The organism is Paenibacillus filicis (assembly GCF_038070315.1).
In the GTDB taxonomy this organism is placed as follows: domain Bacteria; phylum Bacillota; class Bacilli; order Paenibacillales; family NBRC-103111; genus Paenibacillus_G; species Paenibacillus_G filicis.
In genome coordinates, this window is record NZ_JBBPCC010000029.1 from 23,116 (window position 1) to 49,850 (window position 26,735).

General features: G+C 51.1%; 19 protein-coding genes and 1 pseudogene. 10 read left to right on the top strand and 10 right to left on the bottom strand.

From position 1 onward, the window contains the following. Positions 1-208: 208 nt before the first annotated feature. The 4 genes from WMW72_RS31115 to WMW72_RS31130 all read right to left on the bottom strand — a co-directional run bounded on the left by WMW72_RS31115 (position 209) and on the right by WMW72_RS31130 (position 2,218). The gene (locus WMW72_RS31115; RefSeq protein WP_341419492.1) at positions 209-871 is read right to left on the bottom strand and encodes a glycoside hydrolase family 73 protein; all 663 of its coding nucleotides are present in this window, start codon (positions 869-871) and stop codon (positions 209-211) included. Next, entirely contained in the window at positions 868-1,179 is a 312-nt protein-coding gene (locus WMW72_RS31120; RefSeq protein WP_341419493.1) for a hypothetical protein, read from the bottom strand. The genes WMW72_RS31115 and WMW72_RS31120 overlap by 4 nt, the downstream gene beginning before the upstream one ends. Next, positions 1,179-1,475, bottom strand: coding sequence for a hypothetical protein (locus WMW72_RS31125; protein ID WP_341419494.1), 297 nt, complete (start codon positions 1,473-1,475; stop codon positions 1,179-1,181). The genes WMW72_RS31120 and WMW72_RS31125 overlap by 1 nt, the downstream gene beginning before the upstream one ends. A 65-nt stretch (positions 1,476-1,540) precedes the next feature. After that, positions 1,541-2,218 carry a hypothetical protein gene (locus tag WMW72_RS31130; RefSeq protein ID WP_341419495.1) on the bottom strand — a complete coding sequence of 226 codons (678 nt, stop codon included), beginning with the start codon at positions 2,216-2,218 and terminating at the stop codon, positions 1,541-1,543. A gap of 334 nt (positions 2,219-2,552) precedes the next feature. Here WMW72_RS31130 and WMW72_RS31135 point away from each other — a divergent pair, with 334 nt between their 5' ends. From WMW72_RS31135 to WMW72_RS31145, 3 genes are all read left to right on the top strand, one after another. Then, positions 2,553-3,230, top strand: a complete 678-nt coding sequence (locus tag WMW72_RS31135) for a site-specific integrase (protein ID WP_341419496.1) — start codon at positions 2,553-2,555, stop codon at positions 3,228-3,230. 267 nt (positions 3,231-3,497) lie between these two features. Then, on the top strand, positions 3,498-3,818 hold the full coding sequence (locus WMW72_RS31140) for an ArsR/SmtB family transcription factor (protein ID WP_341419497.1): 321 nt from the start codon (positions 3,498-3,500) through the stop codon (positions 3,816-3,818). 80 nt (positions 3,819-3,898) lie between these two features. Further along, a complete protein-coding gene (locus WMW72_RS31145; RefSeq protein ID WP_341419498.1) occupies positions 3,899-4,900 on the top strand; it encodes an NADP-dependent oxidoreductase in 1,002 nt (333 codons plus the stop codon). Positions 4,901-5,032: 132 nt separating this feature from the next. Here WMW72_RS31145 and WMW72_RS31150 read toward each other — a convergent pair whose 3' ends face one another. Then, a complete protein-coding gene (locus WMW72_RS31150) occupies positions 5,033-7,531 on the bottom strand; it encodes an S-layer homology domain-containing protein (protein ID WP_341419499.1) in 2,499 nt (832 codons plus the stop codon). A gap of 233 nt (positions 7,532-7,764) precedes the next feature. Between WMW72_RS31150 and WMW72_RS31155 the strand changes: the two genes are divergently transcribed. Further along, positions 7,765-10,095 carry a helix-turn-helix domain-containing protein gene (locus tag WMW72_RS31155; protein ID WP_341419500.1) on the top strand — a complete coding sequence of 777 codons (2,331 nt, stop codon included), beginning with the start codon at positions 7,765-7,767 and terminating at the stop codon, positions 10,093-10,095. A gap of 69 nt (positions 10,096-10,164) precedes the next feature. On the opposite strand, the gene WMW72_RS31160 is transcribed toward WMW72_RS31155, so the two are convergent. The 3 genes from WMW72_RS31160 to WMW72_RS31170 are packed head-to-tail and all read right to left on the bottom strand — an operon-like array spanning position 10,165 to position 13,120. Beyond that, the gene (locus WMW72_RS31160; protein ID WP_341419501.1) at positions 10,165-11,181 is read right to left on the bottom strand and encodes a glycoside hydrolase family 130 protein; all 1,017 of its coding nucleotides are present in this window, start codon (positions 11,179-11,181) and stop codon (positions 10,165-10,167) included. A 37-nt stretch (positions 11,182-11,218) separates the two neighbouring features. Then, positions 11,219-12,133 carry a carbohydrate ABC transporter permease gene (locus WMW72_RS31165; protein ID WP_341419502.1) on the bottom strand — a complete coding sequence of 305 codons (915 nt, stop codon included), beginning with the start codon at positions 12,131-12,133 and terminating at the stop codon, positions 11,219-11,221. Positions 12,134-12,157: 24 nt separating this feature from the next. Beyond that, a complete protein-coding gene (locus WMW72_RS31170; protein WP_341419503.1) occupies positions 12,158-13,120 on the bottom strand; it encodes an ABC transporter permease in 963 nt (320 codons plus the stop codon). 405 nt (positions 13,121-13,525) lie between these two features. Here WMW72_RS31170 and WMW72_RS31175 point away from each other — a divergent pair, with 405 nt between their 5' ends. Beyond that, a complete protein-coding gene (locus WMW72_RS31175) occupies positions 13,526-16,276 on the top strand; it encodes an alpha-mannosidase (protein WP_341419504.1) in 2,751 nt (916 codons plus the stop codon). A gap of 35 nt (positions 16,277-16,311) precedes the next feature. Then, positions 16,312-17,592 carry a glycoside hydrolase family 125 protein gene (locus WMW72_RS31180; RefSeq protein WP_341419505.1) on the top strand — a complete coding sequence of 427 codons (1,281 nt, stop codon included), beginning with the start codon at positions 16,312-16,314 and terminating at the stop codon, positions 17,590-17,592. A gap of 297 nt (positions 17,593-17,889) precedes the next feature. Here the strand turns inward: WMW72_RS31180 and WMW72_RS31185 are convergent, their stop codons facing one another. After that, on the bottom strand, positions 17,890-19,506 hold the full coding sequence (locus WMW72_RS31185) for an extracellular solute-binding protein (protein ID WP_341419506.1): 1,617 nt from the start codon (positions 19,504-19,506) through the stop codon (positions 17,890-17,892). A 575-nt stretch (positions 19,507-20,081) separates the two neighbouring features. Between WMW72_RS31185 and WMW72_RS31190 the strand changes: the two genes are divergently transcribed. Beyond that, positions 20,082-21,170, top strand: a complete 1,089-nt coding sequence (locus tag WMW72_RS31190; RefSeq protein ID WP_341419507.1) for a GntR family transcriptional regulator — start codon at positions 20,082-20,084, stop codon at positions 21,168-21,170. 13 nt (positions 21,171-21,183) lie between these two features. Continuing rightward, on the top strand, positions 21,184-23,373 hold the full coding sequence (locus WMW72_RS31195) for a GH92 family glycosyl hydrolase (RefSeq protein WP_341419508.1): 2,190 nt from the start codon (positions 21,184-21,186) through the stop codon (positions 23,371-23,373). Between the two features lie 107 nt (positions 23,374-23,480). Here WMW72_RS31195 and WMW72_RS35725 read toward each other — a convergent pair. Beyond that, positions 23,481-23,669: pseudogene (locus WMW72_RS35725) on the bottom strand (ABC-2 family transporter protein); the annotation flags it as partial. A 204-nt stretch (positions 23,670-23,873) separates the two neighbouring features. Between WMW72_RS35725 and WMW72_RS31200 the strand changes: the two are divergent. Together WMW72_RS31200 and WMW72_RS31205 are read left to right on the top strand one after the other, a co-directional pair. Continuing rightward, positions 23,874-25,622, top strand: a complete 1,749-nt coding sequence (locus WMW72_RS31200; protein ID WP_341419509.1) for a methyl-accepting chemotaxis protein — start codon at positions 23,874-23,876, stop codon at positions 25,620-25,622. 175 nt (positions 25,623-25,797) lie between these two features. Then, a complete protein-coding gene (locus tag WMW72_RS31205; RefSeq protein ID WP_341419510.1) occupies positions 25,798-26,721 on the top strand; it encodes an aldo/keto reductase in 924 nt (307 codons plus the stop codon). Positions 26,722-26,735: the final 14 nt, after the last annotated feature.

The window sequence follows — 26,735 nt, forward strand, 5'->3', positions numbered from 1 at the left end:
TTAAGTTTGGTTTTGCTACTTGCCCTTATAGCATGGACTTGCCCCACCATTCTTATGCCAGTAAGCGGGAGGAGGTTATTCCTATGGAAATTGTTCGCTTTTTCCTGTGTTTCACGAAGAATCAGCGGGGATTTTCAATGTTTTAACTTTGAAATTTAAATAAACAGTTACCCCGCCAGCACACGCCAGCGGGGTAAGGTAATTTTTCCTACACTTCAAGCTTCCGATCGATCCGGCCATCCAGCACCGTATTGATGAAAACCAGCTCCGCGGTCGTCATCGTCCGGTCCTTGATCTTCTGCAGCCATTCCCAGGCCAACCTGTCCTCATTGTACGCCTTGCCCAGCACCTCATACAGCATATCCCATTGCCACTCAGCAAGCTTCATTGCCATATCCCATTTATCCTCCATTTGATCATATTTGTCTAACCCATTGCTGGCGATCAGGCTGTTCAGTTTGTCCGTATAGCGCGGATCGGTCGCATAGCCGCAGGCCAGCAGCATTGCCGTCTGTGCTTGGGGTGATTTCGCGGCCCTCACCCGATCGTAGCGGCTCCACGTGAACAGAAGGTCTTGATCCCTAAAACAATCCTCAACCGTATCGTATGCCCGCCAGTACGCCGTCACGCCATCGTGGCGGACACCGTCGTACACCTCCCACGTCTTCGTGGAGACGTTGCGTCCGCTCCAGTAGGCGTTGGGCAGGCCGCTGCCGGCCTTTAGCCCAACAAGGTTGTTCCAGCTGTGCAGGGTGCAGCCGGTCTCCAGCATCGCCTGCGCGATGCGAACAGACGGGAAGATCGGCGAGCCCTCGACGCGCAGCTTGGCCACGATAGGGGCGATGATTGCAATAAACTCTGATGGCTTCATTGCTTGTCCCCCTCCTGCCTCGCACCTGGAGGCTTAATGGATTTGTGCTGCATCTGAGCGGCGGCAGCGGCGACCAGGAAGGCGTTTGCGAACGTCAGAGCATAAAGCCGCCAATCCCTCCCGTCTGCTCCCACGGCAAGCTGCGCCACCAGCAGCACGCCGAAGGCGATGGCAACCGCGTAGTAATCGGTCGGCCATGGCAGGTAGCGGTCAAGCATTCCCTTTGTGTACTGGACGATGAAGAACGTCAGCAAAGAAGCGCCTCCCATCGTGGACAACGCCTCCCAGGTGAAAAATGATTGTTCCATTAATGACCAAGCCCCTTCCAGAGCAGATTGATAAGCCCCCCGATTAGAGCAGCAATAGCAGTCCTCCAAAGCCAAGTCTGATTATCTGTAAGCGTCTTGATCTCGCCGTTTTTGATGTCCTCCAAGCGCTTATGAGCTGATCTCGTGCTTTGCAGCGCCTCTTTTGCGATGTCCTCTATCGTTTCGACTTTTTTATTCAGATCCTTGATGGCGTCGAGCTTTGTTTCCAGACGGGCTAAATCAAGTCGGACTCCGGTGAGTTGTTCGGAGAGCTTCTTGGTTTCGTCTATAGTCATATATTCATCCTTCCCGCTCGACTCCCGAGCATGTAAAATAGCCCCGATTGCTCGGGGCTTGAATCCTATCGTGCTGTCACCTCAAAATTGTCGAATAAATCATTAGGGTCAGACGACCCGACGCCAGCCTTACGGCCCTTGACTTGGGACAGACGCTCGTCGTAATCCACCATAAGTGGTGACCCGTTGATCAAGACAAAAACAGTCGATCCAAGGACGCCGATCGTATACGTCCGCTTTTCGCCTGCCGCAACATTCGGGCTGATGTTAGGCGACTCTATGATGTTGCTCGATAGCTGGTTGGCGATCCTTGTCGAGAAGCCTGCTTTGAGTGAAAATGACACGGATATAAGGTTTTGATTGTCTGCGAACCGCAGCACTACCGTTGGACCTTTGTTGGCAGCTAAGGCGGTATGATCGATCGTCATGACCATATCGTCTACCCCTGTCTGTACAACGGCATATTGCCCGATGCCAGAGGCTCCTGTACGGCGTAAGCTGCCGTTAGTGCCTTCGGGGTTATAGATATCGTAGCGATCCGCGTTTGTCCGCTCCCACGCCAATGCCCCAGCTACACCAACCTCCACATTGCCTAGATTGGCACTCGACGGTCGATCAAATGTGTCTTTAACGGCAATGACCTTACCCGCAACGGACGCCGACACTGCGTCACTGGCCGCACTCTCCACGTCAAAGATAGACACAGCCTTGACGGTGATACTGTGCGATCCAGTAGCTGGCATCGGGTGGATGTATCCAGGTTTGCAGTATGGGATTACATCGCTGTTAACCTTGCCCCGTCAACGTAGACGTTGTATCCAAGAATCAAAAAGTCTGATCTCGGATTTTTGTCCCAAGCAATCAGGGCATTGGTGCCAGCTATTACCACGCGCAGCCCTGTAGGTTTGTCCGGCACCACCGGTGGATTCCGCAGCACGGCCTTTGTAACGGATATGACCCACCCCCTCCCATACGGACACGATATCATCCGGCATGCGGTCGATACGTACACGATGGCGCAATTTAAGCCATGGGCTAAGGTAGAGACAATGATTGTCAAGGTTAGTACTGACTCTTATGGACTTGGAACCTCTTTGGCGTCTTTACTTCTTTGGTGCAATGTTTGGGGGATACCGCCGCGGCGAGCTGCTTGCGCTCGAATGGCCGAATGTAGATTTCGACCAGAACCGTTTCTACATTGACAAGAGCATTTCATGGACAGAGAACGGAACGGCCGCGGTTAAAGGCACCAAGGAAGATAATGAGGATTGGGTAGACATGCCACTGTGGTATATGCGGGAGCTAAAAGAATTCCGCCTCGCTTGGAATGAGGAACACCTAGAAATCCATCCTGACGACTGGTTGGGTGAAGATCACCAATACGTATTCCATAACAGGACAGGCAAGCCTTATTATCACGACACTCCAACAGCAACATGGAGGAGATTTCTCAAGAAACATAAATTGAAGCATATCCGCCTGCACGATCTGAGGCACACGGCTGCCACGCTGCTCCTTGAGGACGGCGTTGATCTGAAGCTCATCCAAGAACGACTTCGACACGCTAAATTAGAAACTACTGGAGACTTTTACGCACACGTAACCCCCAAAGCCAGCCGAGGTGTGGCAGACCGACTCGAGAAGTTCGACCCCCAAAAAGTTAGGGACGGAGTGGGGACAAAATGGGGACGAGACACATCGGGTGAGGGCCAAATCGCTCCTATCAGTCAGTTCAGAAAAAAGCGGAAAGCCTGATACATCAAGCTTTTTCCGTTCACATAAGGATAGATCGGGTAAGAAAGATAAAATTCCCAAGCTTGAAGCGAGGGTTCGATTCCCTTCACCCGCTTAAGCCAACACACGAACCTTTCGGGGCACTGCTTGCCTGATCGGAAAGTGTGTTTTTTGTTATTTCGATGTAGTTGGCCACCTGCAACCACACCGTACGCTTGACAAAACAGAAGCCGTATATTATCATTACGTCCAAAAGATCAAACCAATAAACTAAAGGAGGGGATCAAGATGACCTCTCAGCATGCTCATATTTTATTACAATTTCAGTCGTGCATTCCTCTATTAGAAGTATTAACAGATGCCAATCGGCAGGCCATTATTATGCTGCTATCCCAGCATAAATCAGGGCTTAATGTAAATACTATTTCTGAACATATTAATCTTTCCAGACCGGCCGTTTCCCATCATCTAAAAATTCTGAAGCAATCTGGCTTTATCAGCTTAGAGAAAAAAGGGGTAGAAAATTATTATCTATTGACCCTTCGAGAACCGCTACAAAAGCTGAAATCCTTGATTGTCAATATTGAAAATGAGTGCCAGGGATCTTAGCCTAGATGAAACTCTAATTTTTTTACACTATTCGTTTATATGTTTAAACTAATAATCAAATAAAGGAGTTGCGAACCATAATGAAAGCTATCACTATTGATCAATACGGAAAAAACGTTCCTTTGAGGATGACCGACCAGCCTACCCCAGTGGTTGGAGCTCATGATGTGCTGGTTGAAATCCATGCCGCCAGTTTAAATCCTATCGATTTTAAAATAAAAGAGGGGAAAGTGAAACTTCTCATCCGTCATCAATTTCCTTTAATCCTAGGAAATGATTTTTCGGGAGTCGTCGTGAAAGTGGGTACTAAGGTAGAAGCGTTTAAGCCAGGGGATGAAGTATACGGGAGACCTCGGAAAACTCGCATTGGAACTTTCGCGGAGTATATTTCCATTGATGAGACGGAGATCGCACTAAAACCAAAAAACCTAACCTTCGAGGAAGCGGCATCCATTCCACTGGTTGGACTTACGACCCTGCAAGCTTTTTCCGATATCATGAATCTCAAGAAAGATCAGAAGATCTTGATCCATGCAGGCTCAGGAGGGGTCGGTACCTTCGCAATTCAACTCGCCAAGGCTATGGGAGCCTATGTAGCTACAACTGCAAGCGAGAAAGGATATGACCTCGTCCAGTCCTTGGGTGCCGATCAAATTATTAATTACAAAAAAGAACAATTCGAAGAGGTTTTATCCGGATTCGATGCCGTTTATGACACCTTAGGGGGAGAAGCTTTGGAAAAATCCTTCAAAGTGCTTAAACCCCATGGAAAAATTGTGTCGGTCTCCGGCCTCCCTAACGCCAGATTCGGCAGAGAACAACAACTCGGCTGGTTCAAAACGACATTGCTGTCTATCGCAAGTAGGAAGATCACGGCTTTGGAATCGAAATACCATGTAGACTATCATTTTTTGTTTATGAAGCCAAGCGGCGTTCAATTGAATCAGATCAAGGATCTCATTGAAGAAGGAAAAATAAAGCCGGTGATTGATCAAGTTTTTCCTTTTGTAGATACGGATCAAGCTATGAAATACCTGGAATCAGGGAGAGCCAAAGGAAAAGTACTCGTCAAAATTAAATAGTTTCGAGTAGTTCAACATTACAAGTTAGTTAGCCCACCTTTCATCTCGGACACCAGGTCCTTGATGAAAGGTGGGCTTTTTTGTGTGACTTACACCGGGTAATCGGGAGAGCAACGCTCTATATCACGTCCATTAGTTCAAACGGACTCCATAATAATACGACAAGTCATCATTAGCCTTTACATAAATGTTGACTGCATTCTCGCTCATCGGGTCGCTCTTCAACTTGAACCGCCCGTTGGTCTCGACTGAAACCGAGTACGTTTGTATAAGCGGACCTGTAAAGATGCTTTCCGGCGGATTCGGTCCATAGATTTGAATCTGCACCGTGTTACCCGTGAAATCGGTCAAAATGCCTTCGACCGTAACCGTCCTGTCATTCAGGAAAGTAGCCGTAATATCATGATGACTGTCCACATTGGGCTGTCTGTTCGTTTCCGGCGCATTCGTCGTTTCGCTCTTTGCTGGCTTTTCCGGCTTTTCCGGCTTTTCCGGCTTTTCCGGCTTTTCGGTCGTTACTGTTGTTGCCTGCTTGACGGCCGGGATATCGAATTTCTTATCCTTCAAGTTTTTCAAAAACTGCAGCGCCTCTGCGCGAGTTAGCTCTTCTTGGCCGGCATAACCAGCAACAGTTGCCGCCGTTTTTCCTTCCGAATACTTCGCATTCAGCAAATATTGGATGGCCTGATCGTTACTCAAGTTTTTTTGCCCGCTTAACCTGGCGATGATCTGGGCTACATCCGCTCGCAGCAGGACAGCATCCCGAAGTGCAAGATCGGCTTTGCCAGGCTCCAGGCCGAGCTGATAATGTTCAGCATATTCATAATACAAATCGCTCCAATGATTTGCAGAACCGGTCATTGCAAAATCCTTCACGCTGTCCGGGTACATCCGGAATATCATGGATACAAACTGGGCTTCCGTCACCGGAGCGTCCGGTCGAAACGTGCCGTCTTCAAACCCGTCAATCACTTTAAAGCTTTGTGCCCACAAAATCGCGCTCTTCGCCCAGTGGGACCCAATATCGCTGAACGAAGGAGCTAAATCGCCGGTTTCATTCGCAATTGGGGTCGCAGGAGTAGGACTTGACACTTGCTCCGCTTTATCTTTTACAATGACCTGAAAGGTATGGGTCTTCCCTTCGAAACTGACCGTGACGGTCGCCGTCCCTGCGTTTACAGCGGTCAGTTGGCCGTCACGAATGCTTACATTCGCCGAATCCGATGCAAATGTAGCAAGCGAGGTTACGTCCCGTTTCGCCCCGCTAACGTAATAAGCCGTAACGTTCGGTACTTTCACGCTCTGTCCCTTACCGACTGAAGATTTCCAGCCGTCTAGCGATATCGACTGCAGCGTATCGGACCTCGTCGTAAAGCTCCATGTATGGCTTTTGGCAGCCGCACCTCCGGATGTAACGGTACTGCTTTGCGTAAAGTCGATCATAACAGTATAGGTCGTATTATTTTGCAGAGGCTCTTTCGGAATGAGCATGATTCCGTATTCGGACCCCATTCTGGTGCTATCAACCAAGTAATAGTCTAAACTGCCCGAAGGGCTCGTAATACGGGCGCTTTTAAAAGCAAGCTTATCTCTCATAGATCCGCTTACCGTAATCGGATAGCCGACGTTTGCGCCCTCTTTACCGTAATATTGCAACGGATTCGGAGTTTCATAGGCCAGCCATGAAGCCGGCACATCGTTCTGTCCATGATACGGATAATAGACCAGCTTCCCGTCTTCAGACACTCTGCTGCCTCGACTCGCCGCGGGATTGATGACCGTATATCCTTGCGACACCCCAATCCCCACCTCACGGTAAGGAGGCATTAACAAAATATACCGGTGAAAAGGTGCATCGATCAGCGCTTGCGTAGCTCCATCAGGTGATGTCGCCGTTGAGGCAACCGTCTCTCCATAGGTGGAGTACGAATAGCCGAATGCTTGCAGCCGATTGCCTGTGGTCACACCCGAGAACCCCGGCTTACCCTCTACTTCGTAGTGGCCCATTCGCTTATCGATGTGCTGATAGTTCGCATGGGCTTGAGCCGCTTTATTTAGGTTGTCGTTCAGTGTAAGCGGAGCGACGCCTACTGCGTTCCTGACGGCATTGATCAAATTCAGCGACGCGGAGCGATGGGAGTCGAGCCGGTTCCTATCGACACCAACATAAACATCCAACGTGGATAAAGGGACGGTTGGCTCTGACGGATTCGTCCCCGGATTCGTATCACGTTCTTTCTTCGTTATCACAACAGGAATGGAGGCAGACAGATGGTTATATTCCAGATGCAGTGTAGTCGATCCGGCTGCAACTCCGTATACCCCTCCATTGCTGGTTACCGTGGAGACGGAGGAGTCATCCATCCGAAAACTGCAAGACGACGTCACCAGAGTAAACTGACCTTTATCGTCATAGGCAAAGCAATTTACGTTGATCCACGTATTTTCGCTTACCCGGATTTCTTGGAGGCTAGGCGTAAGCCTTACATATTGTTTCGCCGTGTCGTAGGTTGCGTTTGTTACCGATGACGCTTCGGCTGTGAACGGACGATCGCCCATAGCATCACCAAACCATAATAGCGATAGCCCCAATATCAGGGTTACCCATGTAAGCTTTTTAACCAATTTCATCTTCCTTCCCATAGTCCCTTTGATCTAGCTGTCCTTTAGGTATATCGGCATAGTCGGATGGTAGATGAATAGGGAGACCTGCTTCGTTGAATGAATTTCTTTAGGCCACACAAGGCTGAGCCTAGCGCTGGCCCTTCTTTACATCAGTCATTTTTTCCTCCATAATGGTGAGATGCATACAATTGAAACGTTTATTTTGTTTGTTCCATAGAACCGGGAGAGGGAGCGCATTCATGCCTACATCACCATTCAAGTCATCCGTCGTGTCCAGCTTCCGTATGTCCTGGAACAGCTTCAAGTCGAAGCTGCTCTTTAAGTATGCGTTGTCGTATATCCTGATGTTCTTAGTCCCTCTAACCGGCGTTACGGTTTTCATCTATGAAAACGCAGTCAATGACTTGCGCAGAGAGGTCGAGCAGACCAACGTCAATCAATTGAATCAATTCAAATTAACCATAGATGAACGCATGAATGAATTGCAGCAAATTACGAGCCGGATCGCTTACGACAAACAGCTCAGCTCCTATATGGTCCATCATCCCTACTACGAGTTGGAAGCGATTGAAGCCTTGGGCAATTATAAGGCCAACAGCAGCATCCTTGAAGATTTATTCCTTTATTTCCATAACGATGAAAATATCTACTCCTACCGCGGATTAACGAATGTGCATGTGGCCTTTGGGACTTTTTACCAATATAAGAGCTGGAGCAGCGAGCAAATTTACCGGGATCTGAATGAGATCAAGCAGCCGCTCATCCGCCCGGCCGAGAATGTAAACGTTAACTCGCGCAAAGATTCCATGCTGACCATGCTGTTTCCCATCAAGCCGAACGACCTCTATCCGACCGGTACGGTTGTTTATTTGGTAGATGAAACGAAGCTGACCGGCGTGATGGACACCATCCTGAACAATTTCTCCGGAAGCAGCTATATCTTCAAACAAGACGGACAGCTGCTTACCTCCAATAATCACGGAACGAGTCTTCCTCCTGATGTGCTGGAAACCTTGTCCTCCCTGGAGCCGGGCATACACAGCATGGAGCTGAACGGCGTTCAGCATTCCGTCGTGTCGGTGAGATCCAAGGAAAACAACTGGAACTACGTCACCACGATGCCCAGCTATCAATTCTTCAGCAAAGTGGTCCATATCCAGACGTTGATTCTCCTGGTGTTCTGTATTACGGTATTGACCGGTATTATCGTCGCGATGTTTTTGGCCAAGCGGCAATATCACCCGATCAAGGACTTGATCGAATTCACGAAGCTGAAGAGTCCGGATCACGACATTTCCCGAACCCGCAATGAATGGGATTGGATCAAGCAGACCATTCATGAATACAGCGCTCGAATAGACACCCAGGAGCCTTTCGTCCGTAATCAGTGTCTGCTCCTGCTATTCAAGCACGGTAAACCGGATGATCCGGAAATCGAGCGCATGGTGGCAGGCGCCGGGCTTGAATATCCGAACGGACCCGGGTTATATATATCCCTGATCTTGGCCTGGGATGACGCGCTGGAGGGCGATAGCGCTTCTAACCTTAGGCAGCACTTGCAAGAGATGCTCAGTGAGCTGGAGCTTCCGAATTTGAACGCTCTTGTGTATGGCGTTGAATTCTCTACCAAAGATCAGCTTGCCCTATTAATCTCCATACCTGCTGAAGACCAGGAGCCGGTTCAGAAACGAATTGAAAGAGTCATTGAAGCCGTTAAAGTGATTATCATCGAAAACGCCCAGATCGTGCCGTATTTCGGCGTCGGACTGCCCTATCCCGATCTCGCTAGTATTAACCAGTCGTTTATCGAAGCAGCAACAGCCATCGATAACCGGATTCTGGGTGCGAGCGGGCGGGTCACCTATTTTGAGCAGCTGCAGGAGATGATCACATCGGCTTCTTCGGAAGCCTTCTGGATTCCCAAGAAGCTAATGCTGAAGCTGGAGCAAAGCTTGAAGCAAGGCAATGAAACGGTAGCGAATCAGATGATTGCCGATATCATTGCCCAGATCAAGGAAGCCTCGATGCCGGCCGCTCTGCTGCGCTGCATCTGCTTCGACCTGTTGAACTCCCTGCTGCGCACCGCCCATGAGCTGGGCGTGAATGATGTCTTCACGAGCATTAATAACTTCACTGTATTTGAAACGCTGGAGGAGCTTGAAGTCCGTCTAACCTCCCTGTCTGTCAGCATCTGTCAGCAGGTCGAGCGCAATACGGAGACGGAACAGCCTTCCTTGATTGAGGATATCGTCGCTTATATCGATCAGAAATTCGCCGACTATACGCTCAGCCTGGAGCATGTCGCCCTGAAATATTCCGTGTCGATCTCCTACCTGAGCCGCAGCTTCAAAGAAAAGATGGGTCATAACTTCACTCAATACATCTGGCAGAGAAGGATGGAAGAAGTGATCCGGCTGCTCGTACACACGACAGCCCCGCTCAAGGAAATCATCGAACAAGTGGGCTATCTGGATGCCCCGAACTTTATCCGTAAATTCAAGAAAGAGACCGGCTATACGCCTGGACAATACCGCAAACTGTACGCCTCATCCAAAAAAGAACTGGAATAGCCTAGAACGGCAGCAAAAAAGCTTGAATTCTCCTATCAAGAGAATTCAAGCTTTTTGTATCGCCACCGCTTATTGCGGCTCGTTCAAGATATAGTCCACCAGCTCATCGAGCGGTACCGTCGCGAGTGCGATGGCCGTGTCCGTCACCCCATAGTAGATATAGAGCAGTCCGTCCTTCACGACGTTCCCTGTCGGAAAGATGACGTTCGGAATTTGATAGCCGAATTTCTCGTAATAGGTTTCAGGCTCCATGATGAAGTTTTTGGTTCTGGCAATGACCTTCTCCGGATTCTCCAGATCGAGCAGCAAAGCGCCGACGCGGTAAACAATCTCTTCATCTACGCCGTGGTAAAGCACCAGCCAGCCCTTATCCGTCTTGATCGGCGGCGTGGAGCCTCCGATTTTTCTGCCTTCCCAAGCCGGATTCTCGCCCTTGGCCAGCAGCTTAGGCTCTTCCCAGTTGATCAGATCCTCGGAGTAAGTGATCCACATCGCAGCCTTCTCCGTGCCGTACTCTTCCCCTACATACTCCTCCGGACGGCGGAGCAGGACGAACTTGCCGTTAATTTTCTCCGGGAACAGGATGTTGTCGCGGTCATTAATCTCCAGTGGAGTCGTATCGGCCACGAACTCCCAGTCGATCAGGTTCGTGGACTTGACGATTGAGGAGCGGGTCAGCCAGTGGCCTTCCTGTTCGCCCCAGCCGTCCGGATACTTAGGGATGGACCGTTCAGGAACCCCGCGGTTGGTCGGGTAGTAGCTCATCGCGCAAGGACGCAGCGCATAGTTCATATAGAAGGTCCCGTCGATCTTGACGACACGCGGGTCCTGTACGCTGCCGTACGGGAAGCCCAGCTCGTCGGGAGTGAGGATCGGGTCGTCCTTCACGTGGGTAAAGTTCACGCCATCCTCGCTCTCCAGGAGGCCCAGGAAGTTCTTGCACGGAGTCAGCGAGCCGGCCGTGCGCTCGATCATATAGAATTTGTCATTGTCGATAATAACGGCAGGGTTAAATACCGTTACCTTCCGCCATTCGTAATCGCCCGGAACGACAATCGGGTTATTAGGATGTCTTGTGATTTTCATGCGTATGGCCTCCTAAAATTATGCGTTTCAACTACAGTTATCCTTTAACGGAACCAATCATGACACCTTGTACAAAATAGCGCTGCAGGAATGGATAAACGGCGATAATAGGCAGCGTCGACACGATAATGACCGCATATTTCACCAGCGCTGCAATCTCGGCCTTGTTGTTCATCGCGATGGCCATATCGCCGCTGACGGCTGCTCCTGTCGTCTCTGCAGACATTTCCTGTAGAACGAGAATTTGGCGGAGCACCATCTGCAGCGGATACTTGGTCTCATCATTGAGATAGATCAAGGCCGGGAAATAGCTGTTCCAATGATTCACACCGTAGAATAACGCCATAACCGCGATAATCGGTGCCGATAAAGGAATGATAATCAGGCGGAACAGCTTCAAATTCGTACAACCGTCTATATAAGCAGCTTCATGAAGCTCCTTGGGAATACTGGATTCAAAAAACGTCCGGGCTACAATGATATTCCACACCGATGCCGCCACAGGCAAAATAAGCGCTCCGATGGAATTGATCAAGCCAAGATTTTTAATCAGCAAATAGCTCGGAATGAGACCGCCGTTGAAGAACATGGTCACCAGAAACATGCCCATGAAAAATTTACGGCCTACAAAATCGGTTCGACTGAGCGCGTACGCTGCTGGCAGCGTAACCACGAGATTTAACAAAGTGCCGATGGCGGTATACATAATTGTATTGCCGTAGCCCGTCCAAATTTTCGGATTATCAAATACGAGCCCATAGCCCTTCAAAGTCAATCCTTTAGGAAACAGCCACATTTCACCGGAGCTCACATATTTGGGATCGCTGATCGATGCACTGACGATATAGAGTACGGGATACAGGACAACGATGAGCGCTAACGCGAGGAACACGTAGTTGAACATCAGATACAGTCTGTCTCGCTTGGATTCCCTAATGACGCTGGCAGCCATAGCCTATTCCTCCTTTCTTTCTGTCTACCACAGACTTGTTTCACTTGTGCGCTTGGCAATTTTATTCACCGTAATCAGCAGGATGGCGTTCACCAGCGAGTTGAACAAGCCTACGGCGGTAGAGAAGCTGTACTGCGCGCTGACAAGCCCAGAACGATATACAAAGGTTGAAATCACATCGGATGAATTCATATTCAGCGGGTTCTGAAGCAGCAATACCTTCTCATATCCTACACCTAGAATATTGCCCACATTCAGGATCAGTAAGATCGTAATGGTAGGAACGATCGTCGGCAGATTGATGTGAATGACGCGTTTGAACCGGCTGGCTCCATCTACGATCGCCGCTTCATGCAGCTGCGGATCTACTCCGGATAGCGCAGCCAGATAAATGATGGTCCCCCAGCCTGCATTTTGCCAGACGCCTGACATCACGTAGACCGTCTTGAACCAGTTCGGGTCCGTCAGAAAGGCCGGTGCGTCGATGCCGAACATGCCGATGAGCTTGACGATCATCCCTGACGATGGCGACAAGAAGGTAATGACCATCCCCGCCATAACCACGACAGAAATAAAATGCGGAGCATACGTAATCGTTTGCACGCTTTTCTTAAAAAATCCATTGCGCACTTCGTTAAAGGCAAGCGCCAATATGATGGGAAGCGGAAACCCGATCACAAGCTCATACAGGCTGAGGCTCAATGTATTCCACAATAATTCCCAGAAGTAATAGGAATTGAAAAAGCGTTCAAAATGCGCAAACCCTACCCAATCGCTCCCTAAGATTCCCTTGGACGGCGTGAAGTTCTTAAAGGCAATCTGAATCCCATACATCGGTCCATATTGGAAGACCAGGAAGTACAAAAAGGCCGGGGCGATAAACAAATACAGCTCCCAGTTTTTCAAAATTCTCGAACGCAGGGAGCCGTTGCCCGAAGGCTTCGTTCTCTTCGTTCCTATAGCTGCTGCTTTACTGGTTGCACTCATTTCCTCTATCCTCTCCTTTCTCTACATGTTCTTGTCCGGTTGTGTTGGACTGCTAACGCTTACAAGCAAAATTTTAGAGAAAACAGAGGGCTTCCGTAAATATGTGAAATCTGCATTGTCATGACTCGGCTGCTCCGCGCCTTGATAATCAAGGAATTATTCGCCCTCACACTCCGGAATGACAAGGACAGTGACGGTTTGGCAGAGGATCGCAGGGTTCATTTTCCGGAAGCGCTATGTTGTTTTTACATGCTCCTATCTGCGTGCAAATCATACATATTGTCAACCGCTGCAAGATATGTGAATCTGTCTTACGAAGTTATAAGCAAGAAAGCCTCTAGGTTGTACGTGTTTGAACGCGCATACATCTGAACGATTTCTTCATTTAAAAGGAGGATTCCATTCATGACCCGGAAAGTCGCTCATCTGATCTCGCACAGCCACTGGGACCGGGAATGGTACTTGCCGTATGAGCATCATCATTATCTGCTGACAGAGTTGATGAACGATCTGCTCGACACGCTGGACCAAGATCCCCGGTACCGTTATTTTCACCTGGATGGACAAACCATTATTATCGAGGATTATCTCCAGATTCATCCGGAGAGAAGAGAACAGCTGGAGGCTTATATTAAGGAAGGCCGCATCATTATCGGCCCTTGGTATATCCTGCAGGATGAATTCCTGACCAGCTCGGAGGCGAATGTCCGCAACTTGCTCATCGGGCATCAAGATGCCGCGAAGTATGGCGTCATCTCCAAGCTGGGCTACTTCCCCGATTCCTTCGGCAATATGGGACAAGCTCCTCAGCTGCTGAAGCAGGCTGACATCGATACGGCTGTATTCGGACGCGGCGTCAAGCCTACGGGCTTTGACAATGTGGTTATTGATCCGATCAGCTCCAGCTACGAGTCGCCTTACTCAGAGATGTACTGGTCGGCTCCGGACGGCTCTACCGTAGTCGGGATTTTATTCGCCAACTGGTACAGCAACGGGAACGAGGTGCCGGTCGAGGCCGAAGCAGCCAAGGTATTCTGGGACAAGCGTCTGGGCGATGCCGGGAAGTACGCCTCCACACCAGAGCTGTTATTTATGAATGGCTGCGATCATCAGCCGATCCAGCGTGACCTCGGCGATGCGATGGATACTGCCAAGGCGCTGTATCCGGAGGTGGAATTCGTCCATTCCAGCTTCGAGCAATATATCGACGCGCTCAAGAAGCAGCTGCCTGACGATCTGGTGACCATCCAGGGAGAGCTGCGCAGCCAGCATACCGACGGCTGGGGTACCCTGGTGAATACCGCATCAGCACGCGTTTATCTGAAGCAGCTCAACCAGCTCGGTCAGACGCTGCTGGAGAAGGGCGCCGAGCCTCTGGCTGCGCTGGCTCATCTGGCGAGCGGCAAAGCCTACCCGCATCAGCTGCTCACCTATGCGTGGAAGACGCTGATGCAGAACCACCCTCATGACAGCATCTGCGGCTGCAGTGTGGATGAGGTTCACCGCGAGATGGTGGCGCGGTTCGACAAGAGCAGACACATGACCGACACCATCATCGATGAAAGCCTGCAGGCCATCGCAGGACAGATGGATACGGCTAGCGTCGCGGCCTGGTCCGAATCCAGCCTCCCTGTCACCATCTACAATATGACGGGCTGGTCACGTACGGGAACCGTCCGTGTCGAGCTGATCGCAGCCAAGTCCTACTTCAAGGAAGGCCCGAACCCTCCGGCGATCGCCGAGCGTCTGGCTCAGCTTCCGCTGAACCTGGATGGCGGTGTGCTGTTGGATGATCAAGGCCATGCGATTGCGGCCAAGGTAGAGGATCTGGGCGTGCAATTCGGCTACGAATTGCCCAAAGATAAGTTCAGACAGCCATATATGGCTCACAAGATCGCCTTGACCTTCGAAGCGCAGTTGGTTCCGGCGCTTGGCTTCAAGACGTTCGCCTGGGTGAACGGGCTGGCAGCCCAACAAGCCGAGGCTCCGCGGAGCTCGCTTGTCGTGACGGAATCCGGTATGGCCAATGCGCATGTGGAAGTACGCATCCATGCAGACGGCTCCTACGATCTGATTGACAAGTCGACCGGCCAAGTCTATGAAGGTCTGGGCGTGTATGAGGACTGTGGAGATCTGGGCAACGAATACGTCTTCAGACAACCGGACGGGGATGTCGCGTTGACTACCAAAGGCCTCCAGGCCCAAGTGACGCTGGTGGAATCCGAGCCTTATCGGATTACTTATGAAATCAAGCATGCCTTCTCAATCCCGGCCTCCGCTTCGGAGCTGTTCGAGGAAGAGAAGCGCAAGATGGTTCCTTTCCGCAAGCGCACAGCTTCGCGGTCGGCAGAGATGGTGACCCTGGAGCTGACCACCCGCATCAGTCTCGAGCAATCCGGCAAGGGCGTGCAGGTGTCCGTTTCCTTCCATAACCAAGCCAAGGATCACCGCCTCCGGGTGCTGTTCCCGACGGGTCTCGCTGCTGTTACGCATCTGGCTGACTCGATCTTCGAGGCTGCAGAGCGCGATACGACGCCGGCCGAGGAATGGATCAACCCGAGCAATGCACAGCATCAGCAAGCCTTCGTCAGCGTGTCGGACGGCAAGGTCGGCCTGACGGTTGCCAACAAAGGGCTGAATGAATATGAAGTCCTGCGCGACGGCAAGAACACCATCGCCGTTACCCTGCTTCGCAGCGTGTCGGAGTTGGGAGACTGGGGCGTATTCCCGACGCCGGAGGCGCAATGCCTCGGAGATCAAACGGTGGAGTTCGCTGTCTATCCGCATCCAGGCACCGTAGTCGAATCGGGCACCTTTGCCGAAGCGTATCAATTCCAGTCCCCTTGGTTCCATACGCAAACGCCATACCAGCAGGGCTCGCTGCCTACTACGTATCAAGCGCTGGCCTGGAACGGCCCGTCGCTAGCTCTGTCCGCGTTCAAAATGTCCCTGGATCACGATGACGTCATCGTCCGTCTATACAACCTGGCTCACCAGACGGAAGACGTGACGCTGAAGCCTTCCTTCCAGGTAGCATCCGCGTATCAAAGCGATATTCTGGAACGCAGACACCAGCAAGCCGAGCTTGCAGACGGGCAGATCCGGTCCACGGCAGGCAAATGCGAAATCATCACGTACGCATTGCAAACTAAATAACCCTAAAATCAGGCTGTAGGAGGAATCTACTGATCATGAACTTACCCGCTTCCATTACTGAATTTCTGAACGAAGCCGACCAGAAGCTCGCACACAATCCCAAGCTGCAAAAGCTGTTCAGAAACTGCTTCCCCAACACGCTGGAAACGACGACAAAATTACTGGATGACGGAACGACCTTCGTCTTTACCGGAGATATCCCGGCTATGTGGCTGCGTGACTCAACCGAGCAAGTACGCCACTACATCCCGTTCGCTAAGAACGATAAGGACCTGCAGCGGATCATCTGCGGTCTCATCGCGCGGCAAATGTTCTATATTAATATCGATCCCTACACCAACGCCTTCAACGAGACAGCAAGCGACAAGCACTACCGCGACACCGACGATTGCGATCTGAACCCATGGATGTGGGAGCGCAAGTATGAGATCGATTCCCTGTGCTTCCCGGTACAGCTGCTGTACTCCTACTGGAAAGAAACCGGGCTCACCGATGTCTTCACCCACTCGGTCTACCAGGCGCTGACTTCGATCGTGAATTTGTTCATCACCGAGCAGCATCATGACCAGAAGTCGCTGTACCACTTTACGCGTCAGACGAAGCTGCATACGGAGACGCTGCAGAACAATGGGCGCGGCCTGCCGTCCAACTACACCGGCATGACCTGGTCGGCATTCCGTCCGAGCGATGATGCCAACCTGTACGGCTACAACATCCCGGGCAACATGTTTGCCGTCGTGATCCTCGGCCATATCATCGAGATCGCTACGGAGATTTACAACGATGTGCGCCTTGCAGCACGCGCCGAGAAGCTGCGCAAGGAGATCGACTTCGGTATTCAAACCTACGGGATTGTCGATCATCCGAAATACGGCAAAATTTACGCGTACGAAACAGACGGCTACGGCAACTACTGCCTGATGGACGATGCAGGCACGCCAGGCCTGATCACGATTCCTTACATCGGCTACACGGGCATCGACGATCCGATCTACCAGAATACACGCCGGTTTGCACTGAGCTTCGACAATCCTTATTACTTCGAAGGCAAGTATGCCAAGGGTATCGGCAGCCCGCATACACCAGGCGGCTATGTCTGGCATATGGCCCTGTCCGTTCAAGCGCTGACTTCCAACAACGTGGAGGAAATCAAAGAGCTGATCCAGACCCTGATCGCTACGGATGCCGATACCGGCTACATGCACGAAGGCTTCCATCCAGACGATCCTTCCGACTTCTCAAGACCTTGGTTCGCCTGGTCCAACAGTCTGTTCGCTACGCTGATCTGCAAGGCGATGGATGAAGGCCTCGTGTAACTAAGAGCTAGGCAACAAAACAACGCTCCTCCAGACCGCTAACGGCTTGGAGGAGCGTTGTTTGTTGTTGTACTCCTTTCCGATAACAAGACGTGTAGAGCTGCTTTACAGCCTTTTAACTTAGCAATGCCTTATCTTCCCCCTTGAATCGGGGAATGAATAGCGACAGAGCCCCTTGGAGGCTCTGCTGGACTACCTCATCCTGGAAGTCAGGCAGCAGCACAAAGAGCAGAAGACAAGGTCGAAGAGACCTGGCTTCCGCTCTTGGCGCGTATACTTTCTGTATGAAGGATATACTTAGCTGTTTTTCCAACGATCATAAGCTTTTTGGTAAATCTCTTGGAAGCGGTCGGAACCCATCTTCTTCAGCGTTTGCACATACTTATCCCAGCCGTCCAGCGATTCTTGGCCAGTAATAAATTTCGCTTCCATCTGAGCCACATAAGTCGTGAGATCGGAACGCAAAGCCGCTACTTCACCAGATTCGGCCTCCGTCAGGAACAACGCCGGGAATGGCACGCGTGCGCCACGATCCAGCAGCTTGGTCTTGGACTCATTCTCCACCCATTTCGCAAACTCATCCTTCACAGGCTCGTCCGGCACGACCATGGGAGACGCGATACCGAAGTTAGGCGTAATCTTGGAGCGGTACGTTTCTCTGTCCTCTCCATTCGGTACAGGCAGGTACTCGATCTTGGACTTGGCGCTGTCCGTGTATTTCCACAGAATGCCCTCAGGACCTTTGTTGAGCATCATCTGGCCTTCTGGCGAGTACATGTAGTCTACCCAACGGATCGATGCTTCCGGATTGCGGTTCGACTTGGAGATAGCGAACGTACCGGTCGAGAAGCCTTTGTTGCGGGCGATTGCCGGAGCGCTCACCGCACTGCTGCGGACCGGGCTGAACATCACGTCTTCGGTGTTAGGCTGCCCGCCATGCGCCATATACGCATGCCAGTCGGAGAACAGCAGCACTTGGTCGTTTTTGATCTTCGCCTTCTTCTGGTCATCCGTCTGCGAGAACGACTCGTGATCCAGCAGGTTTTCGGCCCAGAGCTTGTTCAGGTACGTCACATAGCCCTTGTATGCGTCTTCAGCTGGCGTATAATGAACCTTCGCTTTGTCGTCTACATACAGCTCTTCCTCATACGCGCCGAATGCGCCGAGAAGCCAGGTCCTGATATCTCTCAGCTTGATGCCTGCAGAGGAAGACAGTGGAATTTCATCCTTCTTGCCGTTCTTATTCAGATCTGTATCTCTGGCCCGCTTCAGCAGGTCGTACAGCTCATCCGTCGTCTCCGGAAGCTTACTCACATTCAGCTCCTTCAGCATCTTGCCATTGTACCACATCGGATTACGGTACCAAGGCTGGTACGGCTCGATGCGCGGAAGCGAGTAAATATGTCCGTCCGGCGCCGTGATCGACTTGCGGATATCCGGATTATCGGTCAGCACCTTCTTGATGTTCGGTGCATATTCATCGATCAGCTTCTCCAGCGGAAGCAGAATGCCTTGAGTTCCATAGTTCAGCTCTTCGGCCTGCGTCAGCTTCGCAGCGAAGAAAATGTCCGGATAGTCGCCGCTGGCGAATACTAGGTTTTTCTTCGTATCGAAGCTGTCCCGCGGAGCGTTCCGGTACTCGATCTTGATCCCTGTAAGCTTCTCCAGCTCCTGCATGACCGCCATGTCCTTCCAATTCTGAAGCCCCATATCAGGAGCCATGATGGATAAGCTCAACGGGGACTTGACGATCGGGTACCCTTCTTTGTTGATCGAGCTTTCCTTGGAGCTTCCGCTTCCCTTGGCGGCGTCGCCGTTCTCTTTATTACTGGCGCAGCCGCTCAGCACGGTCAGTGTCATAGCTGCGGCCATTGCGGACGCTACTACTTTCTTTGTTCTGTTAGACAATTGCATGTCCTCCCTTATTGTTATATATGAAAGCCGTCATAATAAGCGAAGGCAGGTCATGCTTTCCGCTATTATGATCACGCTTGCAACATGCTTTCCTCCAAGACATCTCCAGGTTCTCGATGTCCGGTATGTATCAAGCTGCTAGCGCTTACAAACTGAAGTTTAATCTTCACGGCCTGCCGAGTAAATATGTCGATTTTGTACTGTCAGAGACACTCCTGTCATGCTGTTGATTATGCGGATTGTTTCAGCATGTTGAATGGATGCATCCAGCAGCTCTGCAAACAGGAATATGTGGTTTTTGAGAACCATTCCCGCAGAGCAAAATATACACATTGTACTTTATCAAGAACAACTCGCCGCAACAACCCCATTAAAGCTCAGTTTTAAACATCCATTTCATCATTTAATTTGGTATATCATATATTTAATCCTATCACATATTCGATATATTAAATGTGAATAAAAATCATTTACATTTCCATATTTTAAGCGATATAATCTATTTCGTTAACCGGATATAGTTTCCATCTAAGATGCCAACAAAAGATATATCAAATTTACATAAGGAGTCCCCTATGCCAAGTGTGCCGCTTTACCAACATATCGTGAATAGGTTGAAGCAGCAGATTCGATCGGGAGAATTACAGCCGGGTGATCAGATTCCTACCGAATTACAGCTGTCTGAAGCGTTTCAAGTAAGCCGCATTACATCCAAACGGGCATTAAGCGAGCTGGAGCATGCCAAGCTGATCTATCGCGTGCAAGGAAAAGGAAGCTTCGTAAGCCCTCGGAATCCGCCCCTCCGCTCTTCGTTGACTTCGAGCAAAGAAATATTGCTGATTCTTCCTTTCGCCGACAATCCCGGTATTAGTGACTACATCAAAGGTGCCAGCGATTATTTGTCCCATACGGACTTTAGCTTTCATATTCAATCGAATACGGCGGCAGGACAGCGCAAGCTGCTCCAGGCAGCCCTGCGCAGCTCCATTTCAGGTGTGCTGCTGTACCCGCATAGCAGTCTGGCCGATCTGGATATTTTGTACCAATACTACTTGCAAGACTTTCCCTTGATTACTTTGGATAAAAGCATCAGCGGGATTCCTCTTCCCTCTGTCGTATCCGACAATTTCAATGGGGGCTACGAAGCAACCCGATATCTGCTTCAGCATCAGCATACACGAATAGCGTATCTCACGGCCAATCCCATCTCTCAGCTGTCATCCATTCGAGACCGTTACTTCGGGTACCTGAAGGCCTTGTCAGACTACGGTATATCCTATCCTGAAGAGGAGGAGTTGCCCGGCGTCTTTACCACGGAGCACACGATTCACTCGCTGCTGCAGCACAAGATCACGGCCATTGTGGCCGAGAATGACATTCTGGCCATCGATCTGATCGCCCAAGCGAAAGAGCAGCATATCCGTATTCCCGGAGATCTCTCGATTATTGGCTTCGATAACATTCCCATGACCCATATGATCGAACCGCCATTGACGACAGTCGCCCAGGATTTTGTCCGATTGGGATATCTGGCCGCCGAGAGCTTGGTACACCGCATCGAAAGAGGACAATGGCCAGAGAGTGTCCGGCAGCAGGTGCCTGTAGCTCTCCTGCAGCGCGCCTCCGTCGAAGCCCTGACCGCTTCACCCTCAATCCACATATAAGAAGGAGACTATTATGCTGCACTACATCGATACGAGGCAAGGCACGAACAGCAAATATACGTATTCCAACGGAAACACATTGCCGTATACGAATGTTCCCTTCGGCATGAACCACTATGTGCTGCAAACCCAAGCCGAAGGAAGCTGGTTCTTCAATCCCAACGACCGCGTGACGCAGGGAATTCGGTTAACTCATCAACCGAGTCCGTGGATGGGCGACTTTGCTCATTTTCTCATGACACCCATTGCCGATGATAAGATCAAAGGAACCCCCTTCTCCTGCCAGAGCTCTTACCGTCCCGAAGAAGCTGTATTCAAACCGCACTACTTGCGGTTCAAGCAGCAGCGGTACAACATCGTGACCGAGCTGACTCCAAGCTGCTATGGAGCGGCGCTTCGCCTTACCTATCAGTCTAATCAACAAGCAGGCTTTGTCATCAACGCAGCCAAAAAAAGCGCCTTTCAGCTAGATGCCGACAACCGGACCCTGCGGGGCTTCGTCAACAACTACGCGGGAGCTCAAGATGAAAACTTCGGCATCTACCTGGTCATGACCTTCGATAAGCCGATCGATCTCTGGAACACAGGGTATTACAACGCAGATAAGCAATTCGTAAGCTGTAAATCCCTGGAAGGGGAGAACCAGCACTATGTCATCCGTTTCCTGGATGCCGAGCAGAGCGTCCTGAATATCCGATTGGCCACTTCCTTTATCAGCTACGCGCAAGCGGAGCTCAACCTGCAGCGGGAAATCGGGGCTTCCTTTGACCAATTGAAGGACAGTGCGGAAGACCAGTGGAATCATTATCTGAGCAAAATTCAGGTTACTCACCAAAGCGAGGAAGCTTTAAGGACGTTCTACACCTGCCTATACCGCATGTTCCTGTTCCCACAAAAATTCTACGAGCTGGATGCAAATGGCGAGCCTGTTCATTACGATACGACGTCCAAAACCGTCAAGAAAGGCATCCTCTATACGAACAACGGCTTCTGGGATACGTTCAGGACGGTATATCCGCTGTATTCAATTCTGGCTCCCCGTGAATACGAGGAGATGCTGGAGGGCTTCCTGAACTCCTACCGGGAGACGGGCTTCCTGCCCAAGTGGCTGTCTCCGGATGAGCGGGGCCTGATGCCGGGAACGCTGATCGATGCCGTCGTCGCTGACGCCGCGGTCAAAGGCATCGCGGATAAGCTCATGCCGGAGCTACTCGAAGCCATGCTGGCCGGAGCGACTACGCAGAGCGAGAAGAATATCTACGGCCGCCAAGGTACCTACGATTATGCCAAATACGGCTATGTGCCGAGCAGCTACCACGAGAGCGTGAACCACACGCTCGACTATGCATACAGCGATTATTGCATCAGCGTAGTCGCAGATAAGCTGGGCAAGCAGGAGCTGGCGGAGCAGTACCGGCGCAGCGCGCTGAATTACCGACATATATTCGATTCGGAGACTGGATTTATGAGGGCTAAGGATGCCGAAGGCCGGTTCAGGGAGGACTTCAACGATACGAGCTGGGGGCTCGACTATGCCGAAGGAAGCGCCTGGCAAAGCAGCTTTGCCGTCTACCAGGACGTAGCCGGCCTGATCGACGCCTATGGGTCGGAGCAAAGATTCTTCGACAGATTGACAGAGCTGTGCAACAAGGCACCGCACTTTGATGTCAGAGGGTACGGCTTTGAAATCCATGAGATGAGCGAAATGGCTGCGGTCGATTTTGGACAGCTGGCGATCTCCAATCAGCCGAGCTTTCACTTGCCGTATCTGTTTAGCTATGCCGGACAGCCTGCTTCTTCGCAGGTGGTTCTGAAGCAGATCATAACTCATCTGTTCAACAGCGGCTTCGACGGCTTCCCGGGCGATGAGGATAACGGCAGCATGTCCGGCTGGTACATCTTCAGCTCCATGGGCTTCTATCCGGTCTGCCCCGGCAGCGGCGAGTATGTGCTCGGCATTCCGTTGTTCGACACGGTGAGGATTGAGCTGCCTAATGGGTCGTATATGTCAATTACGACCGATAATAATAATCCCCAGTCTAACTTTGTATCGGAGGTTAAGCTGGATCGCGAGAGCTACACCAAGCTATTTATTACCCATGAGGATATCATGGCGGGCAAAGAGCTGAGCTTCCGACTCGGTCTGGCTCCAAGCTATCGTTCTTATGAGCGGGATGAGCTTCCTTTTTCTATTTCAAAATAGGAGTGAAATCCAGGCATCGTCAAGAAATAAACACGCGATGAGCTAACGTACCCGAATAAGGCCGAGCAGCAGCTCGGCCTTATTCGCATAAACAAATTCTCTCCAATTTAATTCGATAGCTCCCATTTAAAATTTATGGGTTTAATGAAATCCATAGATAAGGACCCGCCTCTAATCCTCCCCCCTATTTCATTGTGAATGTTGGACCTTGTCAAAGTGGCCACCAGCATATTCACTGACACAAATACGAGCATATCATTTAGTGTTATTCCATTTACCTCAGCTTTGCCGGCATAAAGGACACCCCATCATCCTGAACATAACAAACAAACGAGTGATCCCCTCCAAGGTCTAAGTATTTCAAATGTATTTTATTTATAAATATGTCTTTAACTTAACTCTACCTTTTTAAGCCCTATGCTATAATCAGACCGAAGATACTCCTATTCGGTTCTACAGATCTACTACATACAACAATATTTGGAGGTATTCGACCCGCTATGCCCACTTTCATCTCCCGAAGCGTTTCACGCAAGCTCAGTCTGATGTTATTCAGTATCATGCTCGCCTTCGCGCTTTCCTCAGCGTTCTTTTCCTACCAAGGGATGCGAAGCCAGTACATCGACAACGTCAAAACGATCCACGAAACCAATGAGCTGATGGCCACCTTGCTCAGCTCCTATATCGTAAGTATTAGAGACAGCAAAAAAACACCCGCCGAGCTGCTCAAGGACGAGAACTATATTGCACTGGCCGGCGTGCTCGACTCCATGGTGAAGAAGGAACTGGTGGAGAACGCCTACGTGTTCAGCCCTGACATCCAATCCCAGGGCGGCAAGGATATCCTGAACATTCTTGTGACGAATACGTCCTTATCCGGCTTGCAGCCGCCGAAAAGTCCTTACACGCTGCCTGATGCGTTTAAAAAAGCAGTACTAGAGCTCGATAAGCTCGACGTCGCTCTGACCGACACATACCGTGATGATAGTGGGGTGGATTATATAAGCACGTTGTCCAAAGTCCGGGATGACAAAGGAAATACACTTGCCATCTTCGGCTTGGACTTCAAGTACGACAATATCCAAACAATGCTGGCCAAAGAAATCTTTTACTCATTCGGCTTCGCCTTGCTGCTGGGTATCCTGTTCTCTGTGCTGAGCTGGTTTGCCATCTTGAAGCAGTTGGCTCCGCTCAAGGAGCTCACCGAAGCTACGAACCGTGCAGCCCATGGCGATTTCTCGTTCCAGGTTCCTGTCACCCGCCAAGACGACTTCGGACGGTTGAAGCAATACTTCAATTCGATGCTGGTCAACGTAGCCGCTCTGCTGAACGATGTAGCCGCTTCTTCGCAAACAGCGGTTTCCGCTTCGCGCGCGATGCAAGAAGGCTCGACCCGCAGCCTGGATACCACGCGTCAGATGGCTCACGCGGTACAGGAGATTGCCGCAGGGGCCGAATTGCAGCAGCATAGCACCGCCGAGACGAAGCGGGCGATTGAAGAAATGGCTGTAGGCGTACAGCGGATTGCCGAATCGGCAGGCGATGTGACGGAGCAGGTATTCGCGGTGGCCGAGGAAACCGGCACCAACCAGAAGCTGATGGCTCAGACCGTAGAGCAGATGGAGCGGATCAACGAAAGCGTGCATGAGTCCGAGGAAAAACTGGAACGGCTGCTGGAGCGCTCTAGCGATATCAGTGGAATTGTCAGCATTATCAGCGACATTGCCAACCAGACCAATCTGCTCTCGCTCAACGCCTCGATTGAAGCGGCGCGCGCAGGCGAGCATGGCCGTGGATTTGCCATAGTTGCAGGAGAAATCCGCAAGCTTGCTGAGCAATCCCAGGTGTCGTCCCAGTCGATCGCCGAGCTGATTGGCGGTATTACTCAAGACACGGACAGCATCGCAACCAGCATGCGGGCAGGCGCTCAAGAAGCGACCAGTGGGGCTGAGATCGTCCGCCGCACCTACGATGGCTTCGAACGGATTGCTGGCTCCGTCCGTCAGATTACTTCCCAGGTCGAAGAAATTTCGGCAGCTACAGAACAATTATCCGCCAGTTCTGAGGAAATCTCGGCGACGATGGAGGAGCTGTCACGTATCTCCAGACAAGCGGCAGCGAATGCCCAGGAGGCAGCCGCTTCAGTCGACCATCAGGTGCAGACAATGGATGCAATGACCCAATCGGTCGAAGAATTAAGCGCAAGTTCCGATAAGGTCAACGAAGGGCTGAGCAAATTTACAATCTAGTTGTATCTTCTGTAGCTTGATGAACACGCCGGTTTGTTCGATATAACGAACAAACCGGCTTTTGCGTCTATAGCCGGGACATCAGTAGCCCGTCCACCGAACCTTTATTTGAAGCAGCCTGTTCTTTGTCCTACAATAGAGATTGAATCCAGTCTACATAAGGAGGCTATCGGCCATGAAATACAGACAATTAGGTCAAACCGGTCTTAAGGTTTCGGTGATCGGCGTCGGCACCTGGCAGCTCGGAGGCGAATGGGGCAAGCCGTACACGCAGCAGGAGACGGACGCGATTCTCGATCAGGCCAGAGAAAGCGGCATCAACCTGATCGATACCGCCGAATGCTATGGCGATCATACGTCGGAGTCGCTGATCGGCGGATATTTGGCCCGCGGCCGCCGCGAGGATTGGATCGTGGCTACGAAGTTTGGCCACCACTTCCATGAAAACTTTACCCGATCGCAGGAATGGTCACCGGAGCAAGTGCTGTCCCAACTGGAAGCATCGCTCAAGGTGCTTCGTACCGATTATGTCGACATCTACCAGTTCCACTCCGGTACGGACGAAGTCTTCGATCAGGATGCGCTGTGGACGATGCTGGACAAGCAGGTCCAGGCGGGGAAGATCCGCCATCTCGGCACCTCAATCGGCAGCAACGACAACCTGCATCAGGTCGAAGCGTCCACGCGCATCGGCTCCAAGGTCATCCAGGTCGTATATAACCGGCTGGACCGTCTTCCGGAGGAGCGTGTATTCCCTTCATGCGAGGAGCAGCAGCTCGGCGTATTGGCCCGGGTACCGCTCGCCAGCGGTTACCTGAGCGGCAAATACAAGCCGGGAGCCGTCTTCCCGGACAATGACGTGCGTCACCGTCACGAGGCTGAGCAGACGCGGTTGAAGCTCGAGGAAGTCGAACGCATCCGCACGCAAGAAATTCCAGCCGGCATGGACATGTCCGCCTGGGCACTGGCCTGGTGCCTCAAGCACCCGGCCGTGACCGCCGTTATCCCCGGCTGCAAGAGCCCCGAGCAGGTCATTGCGAATGCTGCGGCAGCCGCTTATGTCGGAGACGGCCATCCGCAAACCTGGCAGGAAGCGTAGAGTAGCAGCTGCAC

What these genes read in the sequence shown, in the direction of transcription:
- WMW72_RS31120 (WP_341419493.1), bottom strand. Translation starts at nt 1,179, where the DNA reads ATGGAACAATCATTTTTCACCTGGGAGGCGTTGTCCACGATGGGAGGC.
- WMW72_RS31200 (WP_341419509.1), top strand. Translation starts at nt 23,874, where the DNA reads ATGCCCACTTTCATCTCCCGAAGCGTTTCACGCAAGCTCAGTCTGATG.
- WMW72_RS31165 (WP_341419502.1), bottom strand. Translation starts at nt 12,133, where the DNA reads ATGGCTGCCAGCGTCATTAGGGAATCCAAGCGAGACAGACTGTATCTG.
- WMW72_RS31145 (WP_341419498.1), top strand. Translation starts at nt 3,899, where the DNA reads ATGAAAGCTATCACTATTGATCAATACGGAAAAAACGTTCCTTTGAGG.
- WMW72_RS31150 (WP_341419499.1), bottom strand. Translation starts at nt 7,531, where the DNA reads ATGAAATTGGTTAAAAAGCTTACATGGGTAACCCTGATATTGGGGCTA.
- WMW72_RS31180 (WP_341419505.1), top strand. Translation starts at nt 16,312, where the DNA reads ATGAACTTACCCGCTTCCATTACTGAATTTCTGAACGAAGCCGACCAG.
- WMW72_RS31125 (WP_341419494.1), bottom strand. Translation starts at nt 1,475, where the DNA reads ATGACTATAGACGAAACCAAGAAGCTCTCCGAACAACTCACCGGAGTC.
- WMW72_RS31160 (WP_341419501.1), bottom strand. Translation starts at nt 11,181, where the DNA reads ATGAAAATCACAAGACATCCTAATAACCCGATTGTCGTTCCGGGCGAT.
- WMW72_RS31155 (WP_341419500.1), top strand. Translation starts at nt 7,765, where the DNA reads ATGCCTACATCACCATTCAAGTCATCCGTCGTGTCCAGCTTCCGTATG.
- WMW72_RS31175 (WP_341419504.1), top strand. Translation starts at nt 13,526, where the DNA reads ATGACCCGGAAAGTCGCTCATCTGATCTCGCACAGCCACTGGGACCGG.
- WMW72_RS31190 (WP_341419507.1), top strand. Translation starts at nt 20,082, where the DNA reads ATGCCAAGTGTGCCGCTTTACCAACATATCGTGAATAGGTTGAAGCAG.
- WMW72_RS31130 (WP_341419495.1), bottom strand. Translation starts at nt 2,218, where the DNA reads ATGCCAGCTACTGGATCGCACAGTATCACCGTCAAGGCTGTGTCTATC.
- WMW72_RS31170 (WP_341419503.1), bottom strand. Translation starts at nt 13,120, where the DNA reads ATGAGTGCAACCAGTAAAGCAGCAGCTATAGGAACGAAGAGAACGAAG.
- WMW72_RS31195 (WP_341419508.1), top strand. Translation starts at nt 21,184, where the DNA reads ATGCTGCACTACATCGATACGAGGCAAGGCACGAACAGCAAATATACG.
- WMW72_RS31140 (WP_341419497.1), top strand. Translation starts at nt 3,498, where the DNA reads ATGACCTCTCAGCATGCTCATATTTTATTACAATTTCAGTCGTGCATT.
- WMW72_RS31115 (WP_341419492.1), bottom strand. Translation starts at nt 871, where the DNA reads ATGAAGCCATCAGAGTTTATTGCAATCATCGCCCCTATCGTGGCCAAG.
- WMW72_RS31135 (WP_341419496.1), top strand. Translation starts at nt 2,553, where the DNA reads ATGGACTTGGAACCTCTTTGGCGTCTTTACTTCTTTGGTGCAATGTTT.
- WMW72_RS31205 (WP_341419510.1), top strand. Translation starts at nt 25,798, where the DNA reads ATGAAATACAGACAATTAGGTCAAACCGGTCTTAAGGTTTCGGTGATC.
- WMW72_RS31185 (WP_341419506.1), bottom strand. Translation starts at nt 19,506, where the DNA reads ATGCAATTGTCTAACAGAACAAAGAAAGTAGTAGCGTCCGCAATGGCC.